26 protein-coding genes are annotated in these 25,791 nt (G+C 62.6%); 11 read left to right on the top strand and 15 right to left on the bottom strand.

Features of this window, described 5'->3' with window-relative positions:
* Positions 1 to 12 precede the first annotated feature (12 nt).
* The 3 genes from radC to sfsA form a co-directional block, all read right to left on the bottom strand.
* Complete coding sequence (gene radC, locus ACMA5I_RS08490; protein ID WP_525885824.1) at positions 13 to 891, bottom strand: RadC family protein; 879 nt, start codon at positions 889 to 891, stop codon at positions 13 to 15.
* A 119-nt stretch (positions 892 to 1,010) separates the two neighbouring features.
* The gene (map, locus tag ACMA5I_RS08495) at positions 1,011 to 1,814 is read right to left on the bottom strand and encodes a type I methionyl aminopeptidase (protein ID WP_525885825.1); all 804 of its coding nucleotides are present in this window, start codon (positions 1,812 to 1,814) and stop codon (positions 1,011 to 1,013) included.
* Positions 1,815 to 1,835: 21 nt separating this feature from the next.
* The gene (gene sfsA, locus ACMA5I_RS08500) at positions 1,836 to 2,525 is read right to left on the bottom strand and encodes a DNA/RNA nuclease SfsA (protein WP_525885826.1); all 690 of its coding nucleotides are present in this window, start codon (positions 2,523 to 2,525) and stop codon (positions 1,836 to 1,838) included.
* A gap of 28 nt (positions 2,526 to 2,553) precedes the next feature.
* Here sfsA and ACMA5I_RS08505 point away from each other — a divergent pair, with 28 nt between their 5' ends.
* The gene (locus ACMA5I_RS08505; protein ID WP_525885827.1) at positions 2,554 to 3,270 is read left to right on the top strand and encodes a competence/damage-inducible protein A; all 717 of its coding nucleotides are present in this window, start codon (positions 2,554 to 2,556) and stop codon (positions 3,268 to 3,270) included.
* On the opposite strand, the gene ACMA5I_RS08510 is transcribed toward ACMA5I_RS08505, so the two are convergent.
* Together ACMA5I_RS08510 and ACMA5I_RS08515 are read right to left on the bottom strand one after the other, a co-directional pair.
* Entirely contained in the window at positions 3,191 to 3,874 is a 684-nt protein-coding gene (locus tag ACMA5I_RS08510) for a sugar transferase (RefSeq protein ID WP_525885828.1), read from the bottom strand. The two genes, ACMA5I_RS08505 and ACMA5I_RS08510, sit on opposite strands and share 80 nt — an antisense overlap.
* 28 nt (positions 3,875 to 3,902) lie before the next feature.
* Positions 3,903 to 4,781 carry an NAD-dependent epimerase/dehydratase family protein gene (locus tag ACMA5I_RS08515; RefSeq protein WP_525885829.1) on the bottom strand — a complete coding sequence of 293 codons (879 nt, stop codon included), beginning with the start codon at positions 4,779 to 4,781 and terminating at the stop codon, positions 3,903 to 3,905.
* 132 nt (positions 4,782 to 4,913) lie between these two features.
* On the opposite strand from ACMA5I_RS08515, the gene ACMA5I_RS08520 reads away from it, so the two are divergent.
* Positions 4,914 to 5,057 (top strand): hypothetical protein, encoded by a 144-nt coding sequence (locus tag ACMA5I_RS08520; RefSeq protein WP_525885830.1) that lies wholly within the window; start codon positions 4,914 to 4,916, stop codon positions 5,055 to 5,057.
* Between the two features lie 33 nt (positions 5,058 to 5,090).
* Here the strand turns inward: ACMA5I_RS08520 and hemH are convergent, their stop codons facing one another.
* Positions 5,091 to 6,131 carry a ferrochelatase gene (gene hemH, locus ACMA5I_RS08525; protein ID WP_525885831.1) on the bottom strand — a complete coding sequence of 347 codons (1,041 nt, stop codon included), beginning with the start codon at positions 6,129 to 6,131 and terminating at the stop codon, positions 5,091 to 5,093.
* Positions 6,132 to 6,184: 53 nt separating this feature from the next.
* Positions 6,185 to 6,793, bottom strand: coding sequence for a methyltransferase domain-containing protein (locus ACMA5I_RS08530; protein ID WP_525885832.1), 609 nt, complete (start codon positions 6,791 to 6,793; stop codon positions 6,185 to 6,187).
* A gap of 191 nt (positions 6,794 to 6,984) precedes the next feature.
* Here ACMA5I_RS08530 and ACMA5I_RS08535 point away from each other — a divergent pair, with 191 nt between their 5' ends.
* The 3 genes from ACMA5I_RS08535 to ACMA5I_RS08545 are packed head-to-tail and all read left to right on the top strand — an operon-like array spanning position 6,985 to position 8,500.
* Positions 6,985 to 7,755 carry a ComF family protein gene (locus ACMA5I_RS08535; RefSeq protein WP_525885833.1) on the top strand — a complete coding sequence of 257 codons (771 nt, stop codon included), beginning with the start codon at positions 6,985 to 6,987 and terminating at the stop codon, positions 7,753 to 7,755.
* A gap of 27 nt (positions 7,756 to 7,782) precedes the next feature.
* Positions 7,783 to 8,040, top strand: coding sequence for a glutaredoxin 3 (gene grxC, locus ACMA5I_RS08540; protein WP_525885834.1), 258 nt, complete (start codon positions 7,783 to 7,785; stop codon positions 8,038 to 8,040).
* 13 nt (positions 8,041 to 8,053) lie between these two features.
* Positions 8,054 to 8,500: a MarR family winged helix-turn-helix transcriptional regulator gene (locus ACMA5I_RS08545; protein ID WP_525885835.1), complete on the top strand. Its 447-nt coding sequence runs from the start codon at positions 8,054 to 8,056 to the stop codon at positions 8,498 to 8,500.
* Positions 8,501 to 8,606: 106 nt separating this feature from the next.
* Here the strand turns inward: ACMA5I_RS08545 and ubiG are convergent, their stop codons facing one another.
* Positions 8,607 to 9,341, bottom strand: a complete 735-nt coding sequence (gene ubiG, locus ACMA5I_RS08550) for a bifunctional 2-polyprenyl-6-hydroxyphenol methylase/3-demethylubiquinol 3-O-methyltransferase UbiG (RefSeq protein WP_525885836.1) — start codon at positions 9,339 to 9,341, stop codon at positions 8,607 to 8,609.
* 45 nt (positions 9,342 to 9,386) lie between these two features.
* Here ubiG and pip point away from each other — a divergent pair, with 45 nt between their 5' ends.
* The gene (gene pip, locus ACMA5I_RS08555; RefSeq protein ID WP_525885837.1) at positions 9,387 to 10,340 is read left to right on the top strand and encodes a prolyl aminopeptidase; all 954 of its coding nucleotides are present in this window, start codon (positions 9,387 to 9,389) and stop codon (positions 10,338 to 10,340) included.
* 76 nt (positions 10,341 to 10,416) lie between these two features.
* On the opposite strand, the gene ACMA5I_RS08560 is transcribed toward pip, so the two are convergent.
* The 4 genes from ACMA5I_RS08560 to ilvD form a co-directional block, all read right to left on the bottom strand.
* Positions 10,417 to 12,441, bottom strand: a complete 2,025-nt coding sequence (locus tag ACMA5I_RS08560) for a 2,4-dienoyl-CoA reductase FMN-binding domain-containing protein (protein WP_525885838.1) — start codon at positions 12,439 to 12,441, stop codon at positions 10,417 to 10,419.
* 90 nt (positions 12,442 to 12,531) lie between these two features.
* Entirely contained in the window at positions 12,532 to 13,275 is a 744-nt protein-coding gene (locus ACMA5I_RS08565) for a DUF6478 family protein (RefSeq protein WP_525885839.1), read from the bottom strand.
* Positions 13,275 to 13,787 carry a hypothetical protein gene (locus tag ACMA5I_RS08570; protein ID WP_525885840.1) on the bottom strand — a complete coding sequence of 171 codons (513 nt, stop codon included), beginning with the start codon at positions 13,785 to 13,787 and terminating at the stop codon, positions 13,275 to 13,277. Before ACMA5I_RS08570 ends, ACMA5I_RS08565 begins: the two co-directional genes overlap by 1 nt.
* A gap of 147 nt (positions 13,788 to 13,934) precedes the next feature.
* A complete protein-coding gene (gene ilvD / locus ACMA5I_RS08575; protein ID WP_525885841.1) occupies positions 13,935 to 15,668 on the bottom strand; it encodes a dihydroxy-acid dehydratase in 1,734 nt (577 codons plus the stop codon).
* 114 nt (positions 15,669 to 15,782) lie between these two features.
* On the opposite strand from ilvD, the gene ACMA5I_RS08580 reads away from it, so the two are divergent.
* From ACMA5I_RS08580 to ACMA5I_RS08600, 5 genes are all read left to right on the top strand, one after another.
* A complete protein-coding gene (locus ACMA5I_RS08580; RefSeq protein WP_525885842.1) occupies positions 15,783 to 16,616 on the top strand; it encodes a CPBP family intramembrane glutamic endopeptidase in 834 nt (277 codons plus the stop codon).
* Between the two features lie 2 nt (positions 16,617 to 16,618).
* Positions 16,619 to 17,350 carry a methyltransferase domain-containing protein gene (locus tag ACMA5I_RS08585; RefSeq protein ID WP_525885843.1) on the top strand — a complete coding sequence of 244 codons (732 nt, stop codon included), beginning with the start codon at positions 16,619 to 16,621 and terminating at the stop codon, positions 17,348 to 17,350.
* Positions 17,351 to 17,412: 62 nt separating this feature from the next.
* A complete protein-coding gene (gene accD / locus ACMA5I_RS08590) occupies positions 17,413 to 18,348 on the top strand; it encodes an acetyl-CoA carboxylase, carboxyltransferase subunit beta (RefSeq protein WP_525885844.1) in 936 nt (311 codons plus the stop codon).
* Positions 18,345 to 19,604 (top strand): bifunctional folylpolyglutamate synthase/dihydrofolate synthase, encoded by a 1,260-nt coding sequence (locus ACMA5I_RS08595; protein WP_525885845.1) that lies wholly within the window; start codon positions 18,345 to 18,347, stop codon positions 19,602 to 19,604. Before accD ends, ACMA5I_RS08595 begins: the two co-directional genes overlap by 4 nt.
* A 3-nt stretch (positions 19,605 to 19,607) precedes the next feature.
* A complete protein-coding gene (locus tag ACMA5I_RS08600) occupies positions 19,608 to 19,853 on the top strand; it encodes a hypothetical protein (RefSeq protein WP_525885846.1) in 246 nt (81 codons plus the stop codon).
* A gap of 62 nt (positions 19,854 to 19,915) precedes the next feature.
* On the opposite strand, the gene ACMA5I_RS08605 is transcribed toward ACMA5I_RS08600, so the two are convergent.
* The 3 genes from ACMA5I_RS08605 to ACMA5I_RS08615 all read right to left on the bottom strand — a co-directional run bounded on the left by ACMA5I_RS08605 (position 19,916) and on the right by ACMA5I_RS08615 (position 25,768).
* A complete protein-coding gene (locus tag ACMA5I_RS08605) occupies positions 19,916 to 23,347 on the bottom strand; it encodes a chromosome segregation SMC family protein (protein ID WP_525885847.1) in 3,432 nt (1,143 codons plus the stop codon).
* Between the two features lie 85 nt (positions 23,348 to 23,432).
* Positions 23,433 to 24,074 carry an outer membrane protein gene (locus ACMA5I_RS08610; RefSeq protein ID WP_525885848.1) on the bottom strand — a complete coding sequence of 214 codons (642 nt, stop codon included), beginning with the start codon at positions 24,072 to 24,074 and terminating at the stop codon, positions 23,433 to 23,435.
* Between the two features lie 8 nt (positions 24,075 to 24,082).
* Complete coding sequence (locus ACMA5I_RS08615; protein ID WP_525885849.1) at positions 24,083 to 25,768, bottom strand: M10 family metallopeptidase C-terminal domain-containing protein; 1,686 nt, start codon at positions 25,766 to 25,768, stop codon at positions 24,083 to 24,085.
* Positions 25,769 to 25,791: the final 23 nt, after the last annotated feature.

The raw sequence follows: 25,791 nt of genomic DNA on the forward strand, positions 1-25,791 counted from the left end.
GATTCAATGCGGCTAGAGCAACCCGCTGGCCCGGAAACTGGTTTCGCTGCCCTTGCCGATAATCACATGATCGTGGAGCGTCAGGCCAAGGGCCAGCGCCGCGTCCTCGATCTGGGCGGTCATGTCGATATCCGCCTGGCTCGGCGTCGGATCGCCAGAGGGATGATTATGCACGAGGATCATGGCCGAGGCGTTCAGCTCCAGCGCCCGTTTCACCACCTCGCGCGGATAGACCGGCACGTGATCGACGGTACCTTTCTGCTGTGCTTCATCCGCGATCAGGGTGTTCTTGCGGTCGAGAAACAGGATGCGAAATTCCTCCGTCTCGCGATGCGCCATCGCCGTTTTGCAATAGGTGATCAGCGCATCCCAACTTGAGAGCGCCGGTTTCTGGATCACCTTCGCCTGCGCCAACCGATGCGCCGCAGCCTCGACGATCTTCAGCTCCTGCACCACGCGATCACCCACCCCCGACACTTCCAGCAAACGGTGACGCGGCGCGGAGATGACGTGGTTGAAGTCGCCAAAAACCTCCAGCAGTTTCTTCGCCAGCGGCTTCACATCGATCTTCGGAATGGCGCGGAACAGCACGAGTTCCAGCATCTCGTAATCGGCAAGTGCGCCGGACCCCGCCTGCATGAAACGCAAGCGGAGCCGGTCACGGTGGCCGTAGTAATGGGGCTTATCCCTCTTCTTGTCATGAGGAGACGATGTGTTCGGCCTGCGGGGAGCCTCCCCGGCCCCATAGCCATTTGCAAAGCGGATCAGGGGGCGCGCGGGTGGCGACGGCGCGGTTTCGGTGTGAACCTCCAGACCGGGCTCCGGGGGTGCCTCTGCCCGCCGCAGTCCGGCCACCGGCCGCTCAAAAAATCCCGCCAATGTCTTTCTCATGCCCGCAGCTTGGCCGAAAACTGGTTAAGGAGTCATGAAAATCGCCGCACGCGCCCACAACCGGCGCGCGTTTTTAAACGCGGGTCGGAGGAGGGTTTCTGCCCGTCAGGGCAGTCCGCTTACCAGTGTTTTTCGAAAATGCCGCGCGGCGATTGCGTGAAAATCTCGCAGCCATCCGCCGTCACACCCACCGAATGCTCATATTGCGCCGAGAGCGAGCGGTCGCGGGTCACAGCGGTCCAGCCATCGGCGAGCACTTTGGTCTCGGGACGGCCCAGATTGATCATCGGCTCGATGGTGAAGAACATCCCCTCTTCCAGCACCGGCCCCCGGCCCCACTGCCCGTAATGCAGCACATTGGGCGGCGCGTGGAACACCTGCCCCAAACCGTGCCCGCAGAAGTCCCGCACAACGCCGGTGCGCTCGCCTTCCGCATAGGTTTGGATCGCCGCGCCAATGTCGCCAAAGGTGTTGCCGGGTTTGACCTTCTCGATCCCGCGCATCAGGCTTTCATGAGTGATCGCCATCAGGCGCTCCGCTTTGCGGTTCGGCGCGCCGGCCACAAACATGCGGCTCGTATCGCCATACCAACCATCGACGATCACCGTCACGTCGATGTTGAGAATATCGCCATTCTTCAGCTTTTTGTCGCCGGGAATCCCGTGACAGACGACATGGTTGAGCGAAATGCAGGAGGCATGTTCATAACCGCGATAGCCGATGGTCGCGCTTTTCGCCCCGGCCTTCTTGATCTCATCCTCGATGAACGCGTCCAGCTCCCCCGTGGTCGCACCCGGCGTCACCAGATCCGAGACCTTATCGAGAATCTCCGCAGCCAGACGCCCGGCCCGGCGCATACCTTCGAAATCCGCGTCCGTGTGGATGCGGATACCATCGCGATTGACCTGACCTTGCTCTGTCATCACATGCTCCTTTGATGCGCCTCACATAGACGCAGCGGGCGGCGCTTGCAACGGCAGCGGTTTAGCGAGGGTGATCTCTTCCGGCGTGATGGTGCTGGCGACCGCGATCATCTCTACGCCCGCCGCCTTTGCGTCATGCCAAGCGGCGGCATAGGCGGGGTCAATATCATGAGCAATCGTCACCGCCTCGGCGTCGTTTCGCATTGAGTGATAGAGCATGGTCGCCCGTTTACCCTGCCGCACCATCTCGGCAAGTTCGCGCAGATGTTTGGTCCCGCGCGCGGTGGTCGTGTCGGGGAATTCGGCCAAGCCCGGCTGGCGCGACAGCGTGACGCCCTTCACCTCCAGATAGTGATCTTCATCGAGCAGGAAATCGACGCGGCTCCCGGTCCCGTATTTCACCTCGCGGCGGTAGGTCTCGTGCGGGACCAGGGCCAGACCGTCCTCGACAATGCGGTTCGAGAGCGTGGTATCGACGCAGACGAGACCGGTCGGCACCTCCGCCAGTTTCCAGCTCCAGTCCAGCTTGCGCCCGCCGCCCGCCACATCCGCAAGCCAGATCGCCTGACCCTCTTCGGCCAGCCCCGTCATCGCGCCGGGATTGGCGACATGCGCCGTCGTCTCGCGACCATCCGGCAAGATCACATCCGCAAGAAAACGCTTGTATCTGCGGGTGAGCGTGGCACGGATAAGGGGCGGGTCGAACTTCATGGCCCGGCTGATAGCACGAGGACGCGCCATGCCCAACCCAACTGCCGCCATTCTGATTATCGGGGATGAAATCCTGTCGGGCCGCACCCATGAGGGAAATGGCCATTGGCTGGCGGGGGAACTCAACCGGCGCGGGATCGAGCTGAGGGAGATCCGCGTCGTGACCGACGAGATGGACGCGATCTCCGCCGCGCTGAAAAGCATGACGGAGACGGCGGATCACGTGTTCACCTCTGGCGGGATCGGCCCGACCCATGACGACATCACCGCCGATGCAGTCGCTGCGTTTTTCGGGGTTTCCATTGATGTGCGCGAAGATGCCCGCATGGCGCTGGCGCAGAACTACCCCAAGGGCGAGGCGGATCTGACGCCCGCGCGCCTGCGCATGGCCCGGATACCCGATGGCGCGACGCTGATCGACAACCCGATTTCTCACGCGCCCGGTTTCACCATCGGCAATGTGCATGTGATGGCGGGGGTGCCGAACATCTTCCGGGCCATGGCCCAGAACGTGCTGCCGAGCATTCCCGGCGGTGTGCCGCAGCAAAGCCTATCGGTGCAGTTCAAAGGCCCCGAAAGCGCGCTCGCGGATCAACTGCGGCAGATCGCGAAGGACAACCCCGATGTGGCCATCGGTTCCTATCCGCATGTGATCGATGGCAAGTTTATCTGCGATGTGGTTCTGCGAGGGCCCGATTCCGCGCGGCTCGAACAAGTCGCCGCATTGGTGCCGACACACGTTTGACCGGCGCCTCGCGCCCGGTGCGGTGGATGGTCATCCAGAGGATGCGAAAATCGAGCCAGCAGGTCCGGCGCTGCTGATACCAGCGATCCAGCCGCGCCTTCGCGGGCACGCAGACATTGCTGTAAAGATGCTCCGTTTCCGCCGCCGTTCCGGCTGTGGAGAGCAGCGCCTCCTCCCGGCGATGATAGAGGATCGAGGCCAGTCCGGTAATGCCGGGGCGCTCCTTCAAAAGCGGGCCGTAGATGTCCGGGAAAGCCTGCACATAGCGCATCAGCGGCGGGCGCGGCCCGACGAAATTGATGTCGCCTTTCAGCACATTGATGATCTGCGGCAACTCGTCGAGACGGTAGCGCCGCAGCTTGCGGCCGATCGGCGTGATCCGCTTGGCCTTGTCGCCGCCCGTCACACCGGAATCCTCAGGATCATGGCTCATGGTGCGGAATTTGATGAGACCGAAGGGCTTGCAATCCTGCCCGGCGCGCTCGGCGATGTAGAAGGCGTCGTCGTCCTCTGCCAGACGGATCCAAAGCCAAATGGCCCCGACAATGGGCAACAAAATCGGCGATAGCAAAAGTGCGAATAGAAAATTCAGCACGCGATTCATGCTCTGCCTCTCAGTCCTCCGCTGCCCCCTATGCGTCGAGCTGGCCATCTCTTTTGAACCAGTCTGCCGCCTGATTGGCGATTGCGGTTGCGCCCGCACCACTCCCATCGAAACGATAAAACCGCGATAAACGCCTTGTGTCAAAGGCAAGTTCGCGGATTGCGCTATCTCCCGCCGGTTTCCACACCCAGGGAATGCTGCGCCCGGTCGCATTTGCGAAGGCGTTGAGCAGCCGGTCCATCGCCACCGGACGGGGCGAGGCGAGGTTGAGAACCGGCGGCAATTCCTGCTCCGACAGAAGCGCCTTGGCGAGTGCCGCATGGATATGCGCCAGATCGCGCGGCCCGATATAGGCGCGGCGCGGCGCGCCCCCATCGGGGAAACGGTCGAGGCGCAGCGGGTTCTTTTCGCGCGCCTTCAGTGCATTTTGCAAAAGCTGGTCGGCCCCCGCGATGGTCGGATAGCGCAGAACGGTGACATGGCGATGCGCCTCCGCCGCGCGGTCCGCGTCGGCCTTGCTTTGCGCGTAAGGGCTCGGCGGATCGAGGGGCGAAAGTTCATGCACTTTCGCGTGCTTACCGCCATAGACCGAGGCTGATGAGGCCAGAAAAACCGGCGTTTTTGCCGCCTCCATCACCCGGATTGCCGCCGCCGTATTCAGCGCCTGAAAATCCGCCTCGCTGGCCGGTTTCGGCCCGGTCGGCGTGACGCCAGCGAGATGCAGGATCAGATCCGGCGCGGCCGACTCAAACGCCGCGCGCATCTCTTCGACGCTCATCGACAAATCAAATGACGCACGATCCAGCGGGATCAGCGGTGGCGCGTCCTCCGGCCAATAGGCGAGAAGCATCCGCCCAAGCCGTCCCGAAGCACCCGTCATTACAATGCGTTCTGCATCTTTTTTCATCGGCGGTCTTCACAAATTCCGATAAAATAACATTCCATCTTGCGGTCCCTGACAGCAACTTGTTAATTATCTCACATTAACGTGATCGCAGGGCATGGGGCCCGGCACGATGTGTAACGGAGGACACAGATCATGTATCGCACTATTCGTCTTTCGAGCTGCATTTCCATGCAAGGCGAGGTTCAGGAGCAACTTGCCGATGGTCGTATCACCATCCGCGTAGGCAAAAACTCCTTCACCGGTTGGCCGGTGAACGCGCCGAAGAAAGCCGCTTAAGACAGCGATGATCCGAGACGGTGGCTGAACCGGTCAGGTCAGCCAGCCCGCCAGCTCGGTTTTCAAAATCTCGGTCAGCGCGTCGATATGCGGCGCGTCGTCATTCAGACAGGGGATGTAGAGAAAACTCTCCCCACCCGCTTCCATGAAGCTCTCCTGAATCTCTTCCTGAATTTCCTCCAGCGTCTCGACGCAATCCGCCGAGAACGCCGGAGCAATCACCGCGATCCGCTTCTTGCCCTGCTTGGCCAGCTCCGCCACATACTCAACAGTATAAGGACGCAGCCAATCCTCCGGCCCAAACTGGCTCTGGAAAGTGGTGGTGATGGCGTGATCGTCCCACCCCAGTTCCTCTTTCAACAGCCGCGTCGTTTTCTGGCATTGGCAATGATAGGGGTCGCCCTCCATCAGATAGCGCTTCGGCATCCCGTGATAGGAGCACACCAGCAGATCCGGCGCGTGACCGGCCTTCTCATAAGCCTCGCGCACCGAGGTCGCGAGCGCGGAGATAAATTCCGGGCGGTCGTAATAGGCGGGCACGGTGCGAAACGCAGGCTGCCAATTCATCTTCATCAAAGTGCGGAACGCCTGATCGTTGGCCGTCGCCGTCGTCGGCGCGGCATATTGCGGATAGAGCGGGAAAAACACGATCCGGTCGCAGCCCGCTTCCTGCATCTTGGTCAGCACGCTTTCGGTGGACGGGTTGCCGTAGCGCATACAGAAATCGACCATGACCTCTTCGCCGTAAAGCCCGTGCAGCTTCTCGGCCAGCGCCTCGCATTGCTGGCGGGTGATGGTCAGCAGCGGCCCCTCATCCTTCTCATTGTTCCAGATCCCGCGATACGCCGCGCCCGAGGAAAACGGCCGCTTGGTCAAGATGATCGCCTGCAATAGCGGCTGCCATTTCCATTTGGGATAGTCGATTACCCGCTGGTCCGACAGGAACTCATTGAGATAGCGCCGCATCGACCAGTAATCCGTGCCATCGGGCGTCCCCAGATTCGCGATCACGACACCGACTTTGCGTTTCGGGATGCTCGGGTGGTCCTGTGCGGCATGTTCCGGTCTGGGCATAACTGGCTCCTTCGGCTGGTTAACGCTGTTAATGAGCGGCGAATCTGGCGCGGTCAATCCTTGCCGCCACGGTCCGGCAGCACATCGGCGAGGGAGATTTGCGCACTGCCCGGTTTGAGCGGCTGTTGCTGAGTCGCATCGGGTGTCCATCCGGTGAGAAACACGATCTCGAAACTGGCCAGGATGCGGCCATCCTCGCTCGGGAAATTCTCGGCATAAATCTCGCCCGCACGGTCAAAGAGCGCCCGCCGAGAGAGCGTCTTTTGCCGGGCGGTCATCACATTGGTCTCGCCGATCCCGCGCAAGTCCCGCATCAGCGCGTAAATATCGCGATAACTGACCTTCTGCGTGAGGGAATCGGCCACCGGCAACGCGAATCCCGCGCGTTGGAGCAAACCGCCGAGGTCGCGAATATCGCCCATCGGTGCGATGCGTGGCGACAGCCCTCCGGTGATCTCACTTTCCGCCATCGCCAGCGCACTGCGCAATTCGGTCAGGGTTTGCCCGCCAAACGCCGCACCGAGAAACAGCCCGTCAGGCTTCAGCGCCAACCGCGCCTGCACCATCCGCCCGATCGGATCATTCGCCCAATGCAGCCCCAGCCCATGCACCACAATGTCATGCGCGCCGCGCTCCAGAGCAATTTCCTCGCCCTCTGGCAAGATCTTAAAATTTTGAAAAGACGTGGCGTAACTTTTCATAAAATCCGTCAACAGCACCCCGTTCGTAAACGACCTGTTAACGACATTTCGTCTATCGCTTAACTCCTCCGCAGCGAGATCTTGCAGGAAGGATTCGCCAGAAATCCGCTGCCGCCGCTGCTTCAGGAGAGGAAGGTCGAAGAGGGGTGCTGATGTCATTGGATTTATTTACGCCAGCGACCAACGGGATGAAAGCCCGCGCGATTCTCAAGAAATCGCTTCATTTGCTGTTCCCGCCGCGTTGCGTCGCCTGCAACGAGGAATTGCATAACGATTCCGCGCTTTGCCCCGGATGCTGGGGCAGTCTGGAAATGATCGACGATCCGGCTTGCCCGCAATGCAGCTTGCCGCAACTCGGCGCCGGGACGAGCGATATCCCCTGCGATGCCTGTCTTGCGGAGCCGAAAATCTGGGATTCCGCCCGCGCTGTGGCGATCTACAAGGGCAGTCTGCGCACCGCGATTCTCGCGATGAAACATGGCGACCGCCCCGATCTCGCCCGCCAGATGGCCCCGTGGATGGCTCGCGCGGGCCGCGATCTCATCGCGCGCGCCGATCTGATCGCCCCCGTGCCGCTTCATTGGCGGCGCATGGCCAAGCGGCGCTACAACCAGTCCGCCCTGCTCGCCAAGCACCTCTCCAGCCAGACCCGCACCATGCCGGACCTTCTGCGAAAGATCCAGCACACCGGATCGCAGGAAGGCCGCAGCCGCGCCGAACGCCTCGCCGCGCTGGAAAATGTGTTTAGTGTCAGTGCCGTGCATCGCGAGAGGGTCAAGGGCCGGTCCATCCTTCTCGTCGATGACGTGCTGACCACCGGCGCGACCCTTGCCAGCTGCACGCAGGCCCTGCGCATGTGCGGCGCGCGCGAGGTCAATGTGCTGGTGCTCGCCCGCGTTGCATATCATACGCAGAGGGCTTAGATGTTTCGCTCAGTTGAAGGAGTTTCCATGTCCGCAGTTACCGTTTACTCGAAATCCACCTGCCCGTTCTGCCAGCGCGCCCTCGCGCTTCTGGACAGCAAGGGGATTGAGCCCGAAATCATCGACCTGCTCGTAAGCCCTGAGCGCCGCGATGAGATGATCGACAAAGCCGGCGGCCGGACCACCGTTCCGCAGATCTTTATCGACGGGAAACATATCGGCGGTAGCGACGAATTGGCCGCCCTCGACCGCGCCGGGAAACTCGACCCGCTGCTGGCCGCCTGATAAACTTGCGATCATGAATCGCGAGACCCCACAGAGTGATCCGCTGGTCATGATGCTCTTTACAGAGCTTGATGTGGTGGATCAGATGCTCCGCGGCCATTTGCGCCGCGCGCTTCCCAAGGGGATGGAACTCAGCCACGTCTCCGTGCTGAACCTGCTCGCGACCCTCTCGACCGAACGCAGTCCGGCGCAACTCGCGCGCGCCTTCCATGTGAGCCGCGCCGCAATGTCCAACACGCTGACGCGGCTCGAATCCTCCGGCTATGTGCATATCCGCCCGGACTGGGACGACGCGCGCCGCAAACATGTCTCGATCACCCGCGCCGGGATTCAGGCTCGCGATCAGGCGATGGACGCGTTCCGCTCGACCTTCTCGCAAGTCAGCACAGTCCTCGACCCGCTGGAAATCCGCTCCACACTGCCAGTCTTGCGCAAACTCCGCGCCATGCTGGAGGGTTAAGCGGCTTTGCCCGCGTAACGCATCAGCATCGCGCGAGTGTCTGGTTTTACGGGGTGGGCGCGTTCTTCAGCCTTTTATCCAATCGCGACATGAACCGCGAAGCCGATCAGCCGTGAGCCTTCCGCGCCGTCAGCGCGTAATTCACCGCCAGATCATCGGAGAGTTTCCAGCGCCGGGTTAGTGGGTTGAACACCATCCCGCGGCGGTCCAGTTCTTTCAGGCCCGCGTCGTCGATCATCTCGCCCAGCTCATCGGGCGTCACGAAGCGCTGCCATTCATGGGTGCCGACCGGGAGCCAGCGCAGGATATATTCCGCCCCGACAATCGCCATCGCATAGCTTTGCGGGGTCCGGTTGAGGGTGGACATAATCAGCAGCCCGCCCGGCTTCACTAGGTCCGACAGGGTGCGGACAAAGGCGGCTGGCTCGGCGACATGCTCGATGATCTCCATCGCCAGCACCACGTCGAATTGCGCGCCCTCTTCGACCAGCGCCTCGGCGGTCGCGTGGCGGTAAGTGATCTCCAGCTCCATCTGCTCCGCATGGAGCCGCGCCACCTGGATACCTTCCAGCGCCGCATCTGCGCCGGTCACGTCTGCGCCGAGCCGCGCCATCGGCTCGCACAAAAGCCCGCCGCCGCAGCCAATATCGGCCAGCGTCAGCCCCTCAAACGGCTTTGGCTGGCTGCGATCTCGCGCAAACTCTACGGCGATCTGTCCGGCGATGTAATCTAGGCGGCACGGATTCATCTGATGCAGCGGCCGCGCCTTGCCATTCGGGTCCCACCAATCCGCGGCCATCGCCGCAAATTTGCTGACTTCGCCCTCGTCGATGCTGCTCATGCTTTGCCCCTTTCGGCCTTTAAAACGCTATGCCATAGTCCGCCCATGAGGGAAAGCGCCACGGCCACAGCGCCGATCTATCCGAATATAGAACCCTATGACCGCCGCTCTGTGGATGTGGGCGACGGCCACCATCTTTACGTTGAACAATCGGGCAATCCCAACGGGATACCGGTTCTGACGCTCCATGGCGGACCGGGCGCGGGCGCGACGGCGCTGATGCGGCGGTTCTTCGATCCCAAACATTACCGGGTTGTTCTGTTCGATCAACGCGGGGCGGGCCGCTCGCGCCCGAACGGTTCTATCAAGGCGAACACCACGCAGCACCTCATTCAAGACATCGAGACAATTCGCGCTGAAGTCGGCCTGCCACCCGCGATCGTGTTCGGCGGCTCCTGGGGCGCGACCCTCGCGCTGGCCTATGCGCAGGCCCACCCCGAAGCGGTCCGCCATCTCGTTCTACGCGGCACCTTTCTGGGCACGCAGCGGGAGATCGAATGGCTCTATCACGGCGGTGCGGGCAAGTTTTTCCCGCAAGATTTCGCCCGGTTCCTCTCGCCAGTGGCCGGGGCTGATGATCCCGTAAAAGCCTATCATCCGATCCTCGCCGGTGATGGCGCGGAGGCGCGAAAAGCCGCGTCCCTCTGGGTCGGTTGGGAAAGCCGCACCGCCTCGCTCACCGCCCGCACATCTCTCGCGACCGAGAGCGATCATATCCTTTCCTTCGCCCGGATCGAGAACCACTATTTTGTGAATGACTGCTTCCTGAGCGAGTCGCAGCTTGTCCATGATCTGCCCAAGATCGCACATATCCCGACGGATCTCGTCCATGGTCGCTACGATATGGTCTGCCCGCCGGTCGCGTCCGAAATCCTCATGCAAGGCATGGAAAAGGCACAGCTTCACATGATCGAGGATGCCGGCCACACCATGACCGAACCGGGGATCGCCAACAAACTCACCGAGGTTATGAACCGCCTGCGGAGCGTCTACCGCTAGCGGGCTCGCAGCCCGTCAGGGCTGGTGGCCGCACCGGACGGGCCGCGACGCGGCCCTCCGCAAGGGCACGCTCCGCCTAGAGCGTCAGCGCCAGCCGAAGCCCCTGATCAATCGCCCGCTTGGCGTCGAGCTCCGCCGCCACATCCGCGCCACCGATCACATGGACCGGCACGCCCGCCTCTTTCAGCGGCTCCTCCAGCGCGCGCAGGCTCTCCTGACCGGCGCAGATCACGATGCTGTCTACCTCCAGCCATTCCGGATTCTCCCGCGCTTCGCCCTGCGAGAGCAAAATCCCCTGCGGCCCGATTTCCTCATAATTCACGCCGCCGACCAGCGTGACATCCTTCATCGCAAGGCTCGCGCGGTGGATCCAGCCGGTCGTCTTGCCAAGGCCCTTGCCGTGTTTCGTCGCCTTGCGCTGCAAAAGGTAAATCTTGCGCAGCGGCTCTTCCGGCTGCGGGCCTTCGGGGGCGAGACCGCCTGCGTGTTCGGCAGGATCCGTAATGCCCCATTCCTCTTCCCACTCCTCGCGGTCCAGCGTCGGGCTGTCATCGGTCACAAGGAACTCGCTGACATCATAGCCAATGCCGCCCGCGCCGATCACCGCCACACGCTCGCCCACCTTCGCGCCACCGCGCAGCACATCGGTATAGTAAACCGTGTTCGGTCCTTCCTGCCCCGGAATGCCCGGATCGCGCGGCAACACGCCAGTGGCGACGATCACGCCGTCAAAATCCTTAAGCGTCTCGGGCGTGGCTTCGGTGTTGAGCTTCAGGTCAATCCCGCTCGTCTCCACGGCGCGGGCGTAGTAATCCACCAGCCCGATGAACTCCTCCTTGCCCGGCACCATCTTGGCCATATTGAGCTGTCCGCCGACCATGCCGGCCTTGTCGAACAACGTCACCCGGTGCCCGCGCTCGGCCAACGTCAGCGACGCCGAGAGACCCGCAGGACCTGCGCCCACAACCGCATAGGTTTTCGGCGTCTCGGCCTTGGTGATCTGCAATTCCGTCTCATGACAGGCGCGCGGGTTGACGAGGCAGCTCGTCATTTTCCCTTGGAAAACATGATCGAGACAGGCCTGATTACACGCGATACAGGGCGCGATCCTGCCCGCCTGATCCGCCTCGGCCTTTGCCACCCAATCCGCATCCGCAAGGAAGGGCCGCGCCATCGACACCATGTCGGCGCAGCCATCGGCCAGCACGTTTTCGGCGACATCGGGCATGTTGATCCGGTTTGAGGTGACGAGCGGCACGCCCACCTCGCCCATCAATTTCTTGGTCACCCAGGTAAATGCCCGGCGCGGCACCGAGGTCGCGATGGTCGGCACCCGCGCCTCATGCCAGCCAATGCCGGTGTTGATGATGCTCGCACCCGCCGTCTCGATCTTCTTGGCGAGGGTCAGGATCTCCTCCCAAGGCTGCCCGCCAGAGACGAGATCCAGCATCGAAAGCCGATAAATGATAATAAAATCCGTGCCTACGGCTTCGCGGGTCCGACGCACCACTTCGACCGCGAGACGCTGGCGGTTCTCCAGCGAGCCGCCCCATTCATCGGTCCGTTTGTTGGTCCGCTCCGCGAGGAACTGGTTAATGAAATAGCCCTCGGACCCCATGATCTCGACGCCATCATACCCCGCGTCCTGCGCCCGGACGGCCGCGGTCACGATGTCGGAAATCTGCTTCTCGATCCCCTCGGCATCCAGCTCATTCGGTGGAAACGGCGAGATCGGCGCCTTGATCGGCGAGGGCGCAACCGCTTTCGGCGTCATCGCATAACGGCCAGCATGGAGGATCTGCATTGCGATCTTGCCGCCCGCCTCATGCACGCGGTCGGTCACGACCTTATGGTTCACAATATCCTCCGGGGTGAAGAGACCCGCCGCACCGGGCGCAACGCCGCCCTCTTCGTTCGGGGCCATCCCGCCCGTCACCATCAGCGCCACACCGCCGCGGGCGCGCTCGGCGTAATATTCCGCCACCCGATTCCAGTCGCCGCGCTCTTCCAGCCCGGTATGCATGGACCCCATCAACACACGGTTTTTCAGCGTCGTGAACCCAAGATCAAGCGGGGCGAAAAGATGCGGATAGGCTGTCATGGCTGGCTCCCTGATGGCGTTTTCCGGAAAACTTGCCGTAAACGTAAAGCAAAGTCATCCACTGACGGGAATAACGCCGCGTCGCGCCGGTCAGACCCGGCCCGCATGGCGGCGCGAGAGGATCAGATCGTCGAAGCGCACCGTGATCCGCGCCGGGTCCGCGAAGATGAGATCGAGCCAAATCGCCTCGATCGGGTCCTCATCGGTACGGTCGAATTCTCGCAAGGGGAATTGCACATAGCTTTCCTCGCCAAGATTGAGGAGCCGCGTCATCTCCTCCTCCCCCGCCGAAGAGCGGATGTTGAACCGCGCGTAAACCTTCGTGGTCGGGCCTTTCAAAGCGTTCCAGTCAAGCCGGAAGATATGGTCCGCATGGCTGGAATGGGCGACCTCATCGGGCAGGCCCGTCGCGAGCGAGAGAAAATCGCCCGTGAACCCCATCGTTGTGATCACAACCGGGAAAGGGGCCGCGCCTGCGCTGTCCTGTCCGATCATCAGCGCCGCCTCCGGGCCGCCATCATGGTAAAGAACGCAGCCCGTAGCCACGGCGGTGCCGCTTTCCGTCCCGCTTCCGCGCGGCGCAAAGCGCTCTGCCGTGAGGCCAAGGCGCTGCGCCCAATCCGAATTGGCGGGCCCGACATCGCTCGGCTTGTCGAGCGCCGCCGCTGCGCGCGGTTTCGGAGACGGCAATCCGTTCAGCACAGCCCGCAAACTCGCCGCGTCGCTCAGGATCACCTCCTGCTCCGGCGCGCTCAGGCCATCAAAGCCTTCGATACGCCGCCGCCAGACCTGCAAGGCCCGCCGCAGGATATATCGGTCGCGCAGACGGCCCATTACTGGCCGTTGGCGGCCTGAAGCGCGTTCACCGCGTTGAACAGCGTCTGGACTTGCGCCGCATCATCGCCCGCATCTTCCCCGGCGATATAGGTCGCATTCATCAGCCGCTGCTCGACCACCGCGAAGGCGCGCCAGACCGGTCCGGAGTGGCCTTCATCATCGTTCATCTTGATCAGGAACGTGTCCTCAATCACCTCTTCGGCGAGGATTTCACCGCCCGCAAACTGGGTGGAACTGCGCTCCCGAAGGAACTCTTCCAGCACCTCAGGGTCCGGCGGCGTCACGTCATTCGGGCTGAGGGAGAATTGCAACTCACCCGGCGCCTTCTCACCCTCGCAGTCGCCATAGACGGCGAAAACGCTTTCGGGACCGTTGCGGCTTTCCTCTTCATTCAGGCAAAACCCGGCAATTTCGGGGAAGGTGATCGCATCGCCTTCGGAGATCACCGTCGTGCCGCCCGGAATGCAGCCCGCCAAGGCCAGTGCCAAAATAAATCCGCCAATACGCATGGTTTTCTCCCTTCGCCGCCTGTTCCTGCAAGCTATCCACGAAAGGGGTGCAGCGGGCAACCGTCTCGCCGAAGGAAATTCGCCTTGCGTCACTTTTGCACGGAAAAGGGCGGCACCATGGCCGCCCTTTCTGCATCTGTCGTCGGCTTAAAGCTCGAAATAATCGTGTGTTTCGGCCTTCGCGCCCGGATGCGTCACCGCGCCAAGATGGGTCGCGCCCACCAGTTTGGCGTATTTGTAGAGCGCGCCAGAGGCGTAATTGGTCGGGCGCGGGCCCTTCCACGCGTCCTTGCGCTTGGCCAGTTCGTCGTCCGAAAGATCGACGGAAATCTCGCCCTTGATCGCGTCGAGCGTAATCATGTCGCCATCCTGCAAAAGCGCAATCGGCCCGCCATGCGCCGATTCCGGCCCGACATGGCCGACGCAGAACCCGCGCGTCGCGCCGGAGAAACGGCCATCGGTGATCAGCGCCACCTTCTTGCCCATGCCCTGACCCGACAGCGCCGCCGTGGTCGCCAGCATCTCGCGCATCCCCGGCCCGCCTGCGGGACCTTCGTTGCGGATGACGATCACATCGCCCTCTTTATAGTCGCGCTTTTGCACGGCGGCGAAGGCGTCCTCTTCGCTCTCAAACACCCGCGCCGGACCGGTAAACACCTGATGTTCCTCGGCCATCCCGGCGACCTTCACAATCGCGCCTTCCGGTGCGAGGTTGCCTTTCAGGCCCACCACACCGCCGGTTTTCGACAGCGGCGTCGTGATCGGATGGATCACACGGCCATCGGCCTCCCGCTCCACGCGGTCGATTTCTTCGCCAATGGTGCGGCCGGACGCGGTCATGCAATCCTCATGGATTAGCCCCTGCTTGCGCAGTTCCTTCAGCACCACCGGGACGCCGCCGACTTCCCACATATCCTTGGCGTTATATTCACCGCCCGGCTTGAGGTTCACGAAATAGGGCGTCTCGCGGAAGATGTCGCAGACGTCCTCAAGGGTGAAGTCGATCCCCGCCTCATGGGCAATCGCGGGCAAATGCAGCCCCGCATTGGTCGACCCGCCGGTGCAGGCGACAACCCGCGCGGCGTTCTCAAGGCTTTTCAGCGTCACCACATCGCGGGCGCGGATGTTCTTCTCGATGAGATCCATGACCGCCCGGCCCGACGCCTCACCAAACTGGTCGCGGCTCTCATAAGGCGCAGGCGTCCCGGCGGAGTTGAAGAGCGCCAGACCAATCGCCTCAGACACGCAAGCCATGGTATTCGCGGTGAACTGACCGCCACATGCGCCCGCGGACGGGCAAGCCACGCGCTCCAGAATCTCCAGCTCGGCGTCGGACATATTGCCCGCCTGATGCTGGCCAACCGCCTCGAACACGTCCTGAACGACCACATCCTTGCCATTGAGGCGGCCCGGCAGGATCGTCCCGCCATAAATAAACACGCTCGGCACATTGAGGCGGACCATCGCCATCATCATCCCCGGCAGCGATTTGTCGCAGCCCGCGAGGCCGACCAGCGCGTCATAGCAATGGCCGCGCATCGTCAGCTCCACCGTGTCGGCAATCGCTTCACGGCTCGCCAGCGAGGAGCGCATCCCCTCATGGCCCATGGCGATCCCGTCGGTCACGGTGATGGTGGTGAATTCGCGCGGCGTGCCGCTGGCCTGTTTCACACCCATTTTCACGGCCTGCGCCTGACGCTGCAGCGCGATGTTACAGGGAGCGGCCTCGTTCCAGCAGGTCGCCACCCCGACGAGCGGCTGGTGAATCTCGTCCTCCGAAAGCCCCATCGCATAGTAATAGCTGCGATGCGGGGCGCGGGACGGCCCTTCGGTCACATGGCGGCTCGGGAGACGGGATTTATCAAACTTTCGGTCGGCCATCGGCGTGCCTCGTTTCGTATTGTTGCGCTAGGCCCCCTTTTGGCGCAATTACGCGGCGCTCACAAGAGCAAGAGGCGGCTTGCGCCCATCTCAACAAGCCCTTATCGCAAAGCCATGACTCCGAACACGCGCCCTTCCCTTCTCGGCATTATTCTTGGCTTCGTGCTGATCTGCGCGGGCTTCGTGGGCGGGCTTGCGGGCGCGGCCATGATCCTGCGACATGTGGGCCGCGGCTTCTCGCTGGAACAACTCTCGCTCCTGACCATCGCCGGCCCCTTCGTCGCCGCCCTCGCGGTCGCGCTGATCGTGATGGCCGTGCAAGGCCGCCCGCTGCGCGCGGTGATCGGGCCACTCGATGTGAAGAACTACCTGCTCGGCACCCTCGCCGCGATTGCCCTCGGCTTTGTCGGCATCGCGCTGGCGCATCTCTTTTCCAGCCCCATCGTCCATCACGACATCCCCGGCTGGCTGGCCCTGATCCCAATCGCCATCCCGGTAATCTTCATCCAGACGCTGACCGAAGAACTCGTCTTTCGCGGCTGGCTGCAATCCTCGCTTATCGCGCGTTTCGGCAAGCAATGGGTCGGGCTTGTCATCCCGTCGCTGATCTTCGGCCTCGCCCATTACCAGGGCACGCCCGCCTTCGGCCTCTCCTATGTCGGGCTGACCTTCCTGATGGGCATGATCGCCGGGATCATCACCCTGCGCACCGGCTCCATCTGGGCCGCGTCCGGGGTCCATTTCGGCAACAATATCTATGCGCTGCTGCTCCTCGGCCTCGACAACCCGATGGGCCGTTTCCAGTACTGGACTCTGCCGGTCAATGTTGACGACTACGCGTCCGTCGGCCCTTGGTTCGGCGCCGAAGCCATCGTGATCCTCGCCGCCTTCGCCCTTTGGCTGACCCGCGCCCCGGAGCAACCGCCGCGCGCGCTCACAAAGGCATAAATATGGCCGCCCATTACGACAGCATCGGCGTGAACTACGCCCAGCTTCGCAAACCCGATCCGCGTATCGGCGCGCAAATCCATGCGGCTTTGGGGGATGCAAAAACCATTCTGAATGTTGGCGCGGGAAGCGGGTCTTACGAGCCGGAAGACCGGGCCGTCACCGCCGTTGAACCCTCGGCGGAGATGATCCGACAACGCCCCGAAGGCGCGACTCCTGCCCTGCAAGCAAGTGCCGAGAACCTGCCCTTCGACGACAACAGCTTCGACGCGGCGATGGCCATTCTCACCATTCACCACTGGACGGATCAGCCCAAGGGCCTGCGCGAGATGCGCCGTGTCACGCGCGGCCCGATTGTCCTTCTGACCTATGACCCGGCCTTTCGCGACTTTTGGCTGCTGGATTACCTCCCGCAACTTGCCGCGCTGGACGATGCCCAAATGCCGCCACTCACCGCCTATCAGGATTGGCTTGGCGACGTGGAGATCAATCCAGTGATGATCCCCCATGACTGTTACGATGGCTTCCTCAGCGCCTATTGGCGGCGGCCCGAAGCCTATCTCGACCCGCGCATCCGCGCCGCCATGTCGTCCTTCCACGCCATCGGCGATGTGTCCGCAGAGATGGCAAAACTGGCACGCGATCTCGAAAGCGGCGCATGGCACGAGAGCTATGGCGCCCTCATGCAGCGAGACAGCGCCGATGTCGGCTATCGCCTCGTGATCGCGCGATAAGCGGCACCTCCCGTTGCAATCGCCGGTGACGCAGCGTATTTCAATGCGCAAAGGAGCCGCTGATGAACTGGATCAATGATTACGTCCGCCCACGGATTAACTCGCTGTTTTCGCGGCGCGAAGTGCCGGACAACCTGTGGACCAAATGCGATGGCTGCGGGACCATGCTGTTTCACCGCGAACTCAAGGACTCGCTGAACACCTGCCCCAATTGCGACCACCACCTCTATATTTCGCCGCGCGACCGGTTCGAGACCCTGTTTGACGGCGGGATTTACCGTGAAGTGGCCGTGCCGAGCCCGGTGGCGGACCCGCTGAATTTCCGGGACCAAAAGAAATATCCCGACCGTTTGAAAGCCGCGCAAAAGGCGACGGGCGAGAAAAGCGCCATGCTGGTCGGCTCGGGCGAGATCTGGCGTCTGCCGGTGGTCGCCGCAGCGCAGGATTTTGCCTTTATGGGCGGGTCCATGGGCATGGGCGTCGGCAATGCGATTGTCACCGCCTGTCAGGAAGCCGTGCGCCAGCGCGCGCCACTGGTCCTCTTCTCCGCTGCGGGCGGTGCGCGGATGCAGGAAGGGATCCTGTCGCTGATGCAAATGCCGCGCTCGACGGTCGCCCTTCAGGAGCTCCATGAAGAGGGCCTGCCCTATGTCGTCGTGCTGACCCACCCGACCACGGGCGGGGTCACCGCGTCTTACGCGATGCTGGGCGATGTGCAAATCTCCGAGCCGGACGCGCTCATCTGTTTCGCCGGGCCGCGTGTCATCGAACAAACCATTGGCGAAAAGCTCCCCGAAGGCTTCCAGCGCGCGGAATATCTGCGCGATCACGGAATGCTCGACCGGGTGACGCATCGCAAGAAGATGAAGGATGAGCTCTCCGATATTCTGCGGATGCTGATGAAAGAACCGCCCGCGACCAAGGGCGAATTGCCCGCGCCGGACGCGGAGGACGCCATTCAGAGCCAGGCGGAGGAACAGCCCGCCCACCCTGAATGAGCAGCGACGCCATATTGGAGCGCCTCACCGCGCTCCACCCCAAACTGATCGATCTCTCGCTGGATCGGATGCACCGGATTTTGGCCGCGCTCGGCAACCCGGAACGCAGCCTGCCCCCGGTCATCCACATCGCCGGCACCAATGGCAAAGGCTCGACCCTCGCCATGATCCGCGCCGGGCTGGAGGCGGAGGGCAAATCCGTCCATGCCTACACCTCGCCTCATCTCGCTCGGTTCCACGAGCGCATCTCGCTCGGCGGCGCGCCGATTGACGAGGACGCGCTCAGCGATCTGCTCGCGGAAGTCGAAACAGCCAATGCCGGGCAGGACATCACCTTTTTCGAGGTCACGACCGCCGCCGCCTTCCTCGCCTTCTCCCGCGTGCCTGCCAACTATCTGCTGCTCGAAGTCGGCCTCGGCGGGCGGCTCGACGCGACCAATGTGATCACGCCCGAACTCTCCGTGATCACACCCGTCTCTCTCGACCATCAAAGCTATCTCGGCGACACGCTGACCGAGATTGCAGGCGAGAAAGCCGGAATCCTGAAACCCAATGTCTCCGCCGTGATCTCCCGGCAACCTTCGGAAGCCAGAGACGCCATTGAGGCTCGCGCCGACGCCGTCAGCGCGCCGCTGATCATGGAAGGCCAAGACTGGCAAGTCCGCGAAGAGGCCGGACGCCTGATTTTTCAGGATCTGAACGGCCTTCTCGACCTGCCGCTGCCCGCCCTCATCGGCGCGCATCAGGTGGAGAACGCAGGCACCGCCCTCGCCGCCCTGCGCAAACTCGGCTTCGGCGAAGCCGCCGCCGAGGGCGCCATGACCGCGACTTGGCCCGCCCGGATGCAGCGGCTCACCCAAGGCCCGCTCACGCATATCATGCCCAAGGGCGAGCTGTGGCTCGACGGCGGCCACAACCCGGCGGCGGGCGCGGCGCTGGCCGAAGCGCTCTCCCGCCTGCCCGCCCGCGACACCGTGCTGATCTGCGGCATGATCGACACCAAGGACATCGCCGGATTTCTCGCGCCGCTGAAAGACGCGGCCACCCGCCTGATCGCCGTCGATATCCCCGATGCGCCCGCCAGCCTGCCAGCCGAAACGGTCGCAAAAGCCGCCCACAAGGCGAAAATCGAAGCGAGCACGGCCCCCTCGCTTCCCGCGGCGCTTCGCCATATCATCGCCAATGAAGGCGAAATTCGCGCGGTGATCTGCGGCTCGCTCTATCTCGCCGGTCACGTGCTGAAAACAAACGGATAAATCATGCGCACAGTCAGCTTCATTCTGGTCGGCCTCGCCCTATTAGCGCTGTTCTGGCTCGGCGGCCGCTTCATCCACCGGCCGCTGCGCCGCACCCTCCCGATCTTCTGGCTGATCTGGGCGCTCATCGCCGCGTGGAACCTCACCACCGGCCTATCCCATGGCTACAGTTTTATCGAAGAACTGCCGATTTTCCTCGTGATTTTCTGCGTCCCGGCCCTTGCCGGCTGGTGGCTCGCCCGCCGCTAAACGCGTCAGCCGCAGGCTGACCGGGCGCGCAGGGACGGCCCGCCGGGCCTCCCAAGGGGCCGCTACCCGTCCACCAACTCTTCCGCCGCAGACAGATCGACCGACACAAGCTGGCTGACCCCCTGCTCGGCCATCGTGACCCCAAACAGCCGATCCATCCGCGCCATCGTCACCGCGTGGTGCGTGATGATGAGAAATCGCGTCTCCGTCTGGCGGGTCATCTCGTCCAGGAGATCACAGAAGCGCGTGACGTTCGCATCGTCCAGCGGCGCATCCACCTCATCGAGCACACAAATCGGCGCCGGATTGGCCAGGAACACGGCAAAAATCAGCGACAGCGCCGTCAGCGTCTGTTCCCCGCCTGACAGAAGCGACAACGTCGAGAGCTTCTTGCCCGGCGGCTGACACAAAATCTCCAGCCCCGCGTCCAGCGGATCATCGCTTTCCACCAATTCCAGCCTCGCTTCCCCACCTCCAAAGAGATGCGAAAAGAGCCGCGCGAAATTTTCATTCACCTCATCGAACGCCGAAAGCAGCCGCGCCCGGCCCTCGCGATTGAGATTGGCAATCCCCTGACGCAGCTTGGAAATCGCCTGATCAAGATCGTCCTTCTGCGCCTGCAAATCATCGCGTTCCTCGGCAACCTCGCGCGCATCCTCTTCGGCACGCAAATTCACCGCGCCCATCGATTCGCGCCGCGCCTTCAGCCGCGCAAGCCGGTTCGACACCTCCTCGCTCGGCGGCAACTCAACACCGTCCATACCCCCCGCAAGCTCCTTCGGCTCGCGCGACAGATCCTCGCGGATCCGCTGCGCCGCCGCCTCCACCTTGTCGCGCGCCGCATCGGCCAATGCCTCTGCACGGGCCCGGCCCTCACGCGCCTTGGAGAGCGCCCCTTCGGCCATCTCAACCTTGCGGAGCGCCTCCGCCTGCGCCGCTTCCGCCGCTTTTAGCGCCGTCTGCGCCGCCTCCTGCCGCGCGCGCGCCGCTTCCAAATCCTTGTCAAACGCTTCAATCTGCGCGGCGATTTCCGCAGGCTTCTCACCCGCCGCAGCCCGCGCAACCCGCGCCTTTTCGGCCCGCGCATCGAGATCCGCCAGCCGCTCACCCGTCGAGCCAAGCCGCTCGCGCCAGCGCTTTTCGTGCCAGCCAATTTCCTCAATCCGCTTCTCCCGCGCCGCCCCTTCCCGGCGCGCAGCCTCCGCATCATCCCGCGCCCGCGCCGCCGCCAGGCGCAGCGCATCCAGCGCCGCGCGGGCCTGATCCGCCTCCTCCCGAAGCGCACTCAGATCACCCAAATCCTCGCGCTCAGTCGCAGCCGCTTTCAGCGCTTCCTCAGCGGCTTTGGCCGTCTCGCCACTGCGCTGCTTCGCCTCTTTCGCCGCATCGTCGCGGGCGTCAAGCGCCTCCAGCGCAGACCCCGCCAGAGACAGCGCCCGCGCCGCATCATTCGCCGCTTTCTCCGCCTCATTGCGGCCCTGACGCGCGGCTTTCTCCGCCTCACGCGCCGCCTGCGCTCGGTCGCGCGCGGTAGAAAATTGCGTTTCCAAATCTTCAACGTCCCGCGCCAACGCATCGCGCTGCGCCGTCAGCTCCGACCTTCGGTTGCGATCCGCCAAAAGCCGCGCCGCGCTGTCCGAAGCCTGACCCGCCGGGCGGTGAAATCCATCCCAGCGCCAGAGATCCCCGGCCTTGCTGACGAGCGCCTGCCCCTGCGCCAGTCGCGCTTGCATCGCGGGCGCGTCCGCGACCTCCACCACACCGACCGCCGCCAGCGCGCGCGCCAACGCAGCAGGCGCCTGCACATGATCGGCAAGCGACTCGCCCGGCAGCGGCGCCGCATCAAGCGCACCCAAATCCTGCCAGCCCTCGGGCCCTTCAGGCCGCATCAAATCTTCGCCGAGAGCCGCACCCAGCGCGGTTTCATAGCCCTTATCGGCGACCACATCGTCGAGAATCCGCGCCGCGCTCACCGCCTGACGATCCAGCGATTTCTCCAGCGCCGACAATTCCGCCTGAATCGCGCGCAACTGGCCCTCGCGCTCGGCCCGCAACGCGTGTGCCTCCGTCTGCGCCGCATCCGCCTCCGTGCGCGCCGCTTCTGCGTCCTCCAGCGCCGTGCCGATCTTCGCCAACGCCTGCGCCGCCGCCTGATCTGCCTGCGCCGCCTCGCCCCGTTTCGCCTCAGCGGTCTTGCGCTCCGCCGCGAGCGCGTTCACCGCATCCGCCGCCGTCTGCGCATCGCCGCGCGCGCGCCGCGCCGCCGCTTCGGCATCCTCATAACGCGCCTTCACCGCCTGATGCCGCGCCGACAGCCGCGCCACCTCATGCGCAAGCGTATCGCTCTGCGTCTCCTGCGCGCGCAAATCGGCAAATTTGGCCTTCACCTCAGCATCCCGCACCTTCATCGCGTCTTCATGGCCTTCATGATCGGCACGAAGCTGTTCACGCTCCTCATCAAGCTGGGAAATGGCCGATGTCGCATCGGTATTCAGCGAGTCCTCCCGCGCGCGATCCTTCTCGATCTGGGCAATCCGCTCATCAAGCGACGCGATTTCGGCCTCCGCCCGCGCCTGCGCTTCGCCCGCCGCCCGGCGTTCACCCTCAAGCCGCGTGAGCAAAGCCGCCGCAATCGACAGCTCTTCGCGCAGCGGGTTCATGCCGCTCTCAGCCTCGCGCGCCTCGGCCCGCGCCGCTTGCGCCGCCTGCTCGGCCTCGCCAACCTTGCGCCGCGCCGCGGCCTGCGTTTCCTCGGCCTGCCGCGCCGCGGTCTCTGCCTCGACCCAGAGACCATAAAGCCACAGCGCCTCGGCCTCGCGGATCTCCTCGGACAATCGCCGATAGGTCTCCGCTTGTTTGGCCTGCCGCACCAATGCGCCCAGCTGACCGGTCAACGTTTCGATGCTCTGCTGAACCCGCTCAAGATTGTTAAGCGCCGCATTCAGCTTCAACTCTGCCTCATGGCGCCGCTGATAAAGTCCTGAAATTCCAGCGGCTTCCTCCAGAATCCGCCGCCGCGCTTTCGGCTTGGCGTTGATCAGCTCGGCAATCTGCCCCTGCCGCACGAGCGCCGGACTATGCGCGCCCGTCGAGGCATCCGCAAAAAGCATCTGTACATCGCGCGCGCGCACATCCTTGCCGTTTACCTTATAGGCAGAGCCAGCATCGCGCGTGATCCGCCGGGTAATGTCGAGCCGGTCCTCATCATTGAACATGGCCGGCGCGAGGCGGTCCTGATTGTCGAGGGTCAGCACCACTTCGGCGTAGCTGCGCGCATTTCGGCCCGAGGTGCCCGCGAAGATCACGTCCTCCATCCCTGCGCCGCGCATGGCCTTCGCCCGCGTCTCGCCCATGGCCCAGCGCAGCGCTTCGAGCAGGTTCGACTTTCCGCAACCATTCGGCCCGACAACACCCGTCAGACCCGTCTCGATCAAGAGATCGGTCGGATCAACGAAGCTTTTAAAGCCGTAAAGCCTGAGTTTGGTGAACTGCAAAACGCGCGCGGACCTTATAAAAATGGTCTTTGACTGTCCGCAGAACCGACGAGACTGTCAAGGGCGGCCCGTTCAGGCGCGCGGTTCAGAATTGGTAGAGAAGTCCAGCGCGCACGCCGCCATAGCCGGCATCGAGCGAACCTTCTTGGCCCGCAAGCTCGTAATCATCATCTGCGCCAATGGCATATTCGATTTCGAGGCGGCCTAGAAGATTGCCCGCGATCTGGAAATCCCCGCCCGCGCCAATCACGGCCGTCCCGATGCGCAGATCATCGGAATAGCTCTGGCCGCCGATGCTGGTCTTGATCTCATAATCGGTGGAGCGATAGCCGATTTTGCCGAACATGAGGGCCCGGTCCCAAGCGATCCCGGCCCGCAGCGCCAGCCCGACCGAGTAATCCGCCTCTGCTTCACACCAACCGCTGCCGCAAACGCCCTCAGCTGACGGGCCATCGACAAAGCCGCTGACCTCAAAACCAACCAGATAAACCGGCCCAAGCTGGTTGATCACATCGGAAATATCATAGGTCAGAATATTCGCGCCGGCCACGAGACCAATCGCGAGCCCGTCCCCGTCTTCCTCGCCCTGCTCCCACTCAAACTCGCCGCTCTGCCAGCCGCCGACGACACCCACATACGGTTTCGCAAAGGTTAGCGGGTTGGCAAGCAGCGGTGTCGCGAGCAGGACACTTGCGGCGAGAGCCGCGGAGAAACAGGTCGATGGCATCGTCAGCCTCAGGCAAATTCCAGAATAGACCCGAGATCGGGCGCTTCATCCAGTCCAACGAGCACGACATGACCGCCGTCGTCAATATCGAGCTTCCAGTTGTCGCCATTTAGCTTTTCAAGTGTGACATCGCTGCGTTTGAGCGTGCCGAGAAAGACGATATCATCCTCATCGGCGTTGAAGTCACGAATACGGTCACCGCCGGTGTTTCGCGCGAAATAAAAATGATCGGCGCCCGCACCGCCATGCAGAACGTCCGCACCGCCGCCAGCATAGATATGGTCATTGCCTTGGCCACCATCGACGGTATCCGTGCCTTTACCGGAATAGATGTAGTCACTTCCAGAGCCACCATAGATCCTATCGTTTCCTTCGCCACCAAAAATACGGTCGCTTCCACGCTGTCCGGCAATCCAGTCGGACCCGAAACCTCCACTGAGTGCGTCGTTTCCTGCTCCGCCGAACAATCTATCTAGTCCGCGGTTCCCAGAGATCTTATCGCTTCCGTTTTCGCCGCTCAGGATATCATCACCCCGTTCACCGAAAATAATATCCCGTCCGTAATTTCCGACAATCCGATCAGCCCCTTTGCCACCCTTCAAAAGGTCATCACCATAGAAACCGCGTATAAAATCATTGCCTCCTCGACCATAGACGTGATCATCACCGCCATGAGCGAGGAGACGATTGTTAAGATAATTGCCATCCAAACGGTCATCATGCTCCCCCCCGACAGCCATTTCAATTTCGCTTCCATAAGCGATGGCAATATTGTCCACTTCTCCCGAAACTGAGCTGTATTGCCCTCCTCGCAAATCAATACGCTGACTATAAATGGAATCTCGATAGTTTAACTGATCATAACCACCACCATCGACAACCATATAGCTGGTGCCTTGGACACCATAAACTTCGCCAGCATTGGTGTTGTTGCCATAGATCGTATTGCCGGAACGCGCAGTGACGTCAGACGCATCTGTATTATATATCTCGCGCACCGCGATCAGATCGGCGAGCATGGGCGTTGTCAGATTGGCGTCGCTCGCGCGGGTCGCGTGGTTATCGCTTTGCCGGAAGTAGGACATGATGCTGGTTTGCCAGCTATCCATAGAGAATTTGGCGTTTCGGTCGTAATCCGCGGTGCCGTTATAGAGCCCGGCATGGCCGAGACCCAAAGCGTGGCCGATTTCATGCACATAGGTCTGATAGCCATACGTTCCGACCTTATTTCCCGCAGCGAGCAGCCATGCGGGCGTGATCTGGATCAGCGCACTATCGACCTGCCCATCGTAACGAAAATTCATCGACGTGTAGGCCTCGTAGGGCTCTGACGGATCGGCGCTGTGATCATCTGTGAAAGTGATATCGGCATCGCGCGTGGTCACGACATAGTCGCGGTCAATGATCTCGCTCCAATAGCTCATCCCGGTCAGTGCCAGTTTTTTCGCATCCGCCGAGAGCGACGACACGTCGATCCGGATCACGTCACGGTCGGCAAAACCCAATGTCGCAGGGCCGTAAGCATTATCGTCCCAAAACCCTTTGCGGAGATATCTTGCAATGGAATTGACCTGAGTCAGCGTCGGGATCGAGGTGCCGGACACATCGAAAACCTTGCTGGCCGTTAGCGTGTTGCTGGCCTCAAACGGACTGCATAGCGGATCCAGCAATCCGTTTTTCGTAAGCTCACACATGCCGCACATAACCGCCCCCGCCT

The organism is Jujubicoccus corallicola (genome assembly GCF_047345645.1).
Taxonomy (GTDB): domain Bacteria; phylum Pseudomonadota; class Alphaproteobacteria; order Rhodobacterales; family Rhodobacteraceae; genus JBLEFH01.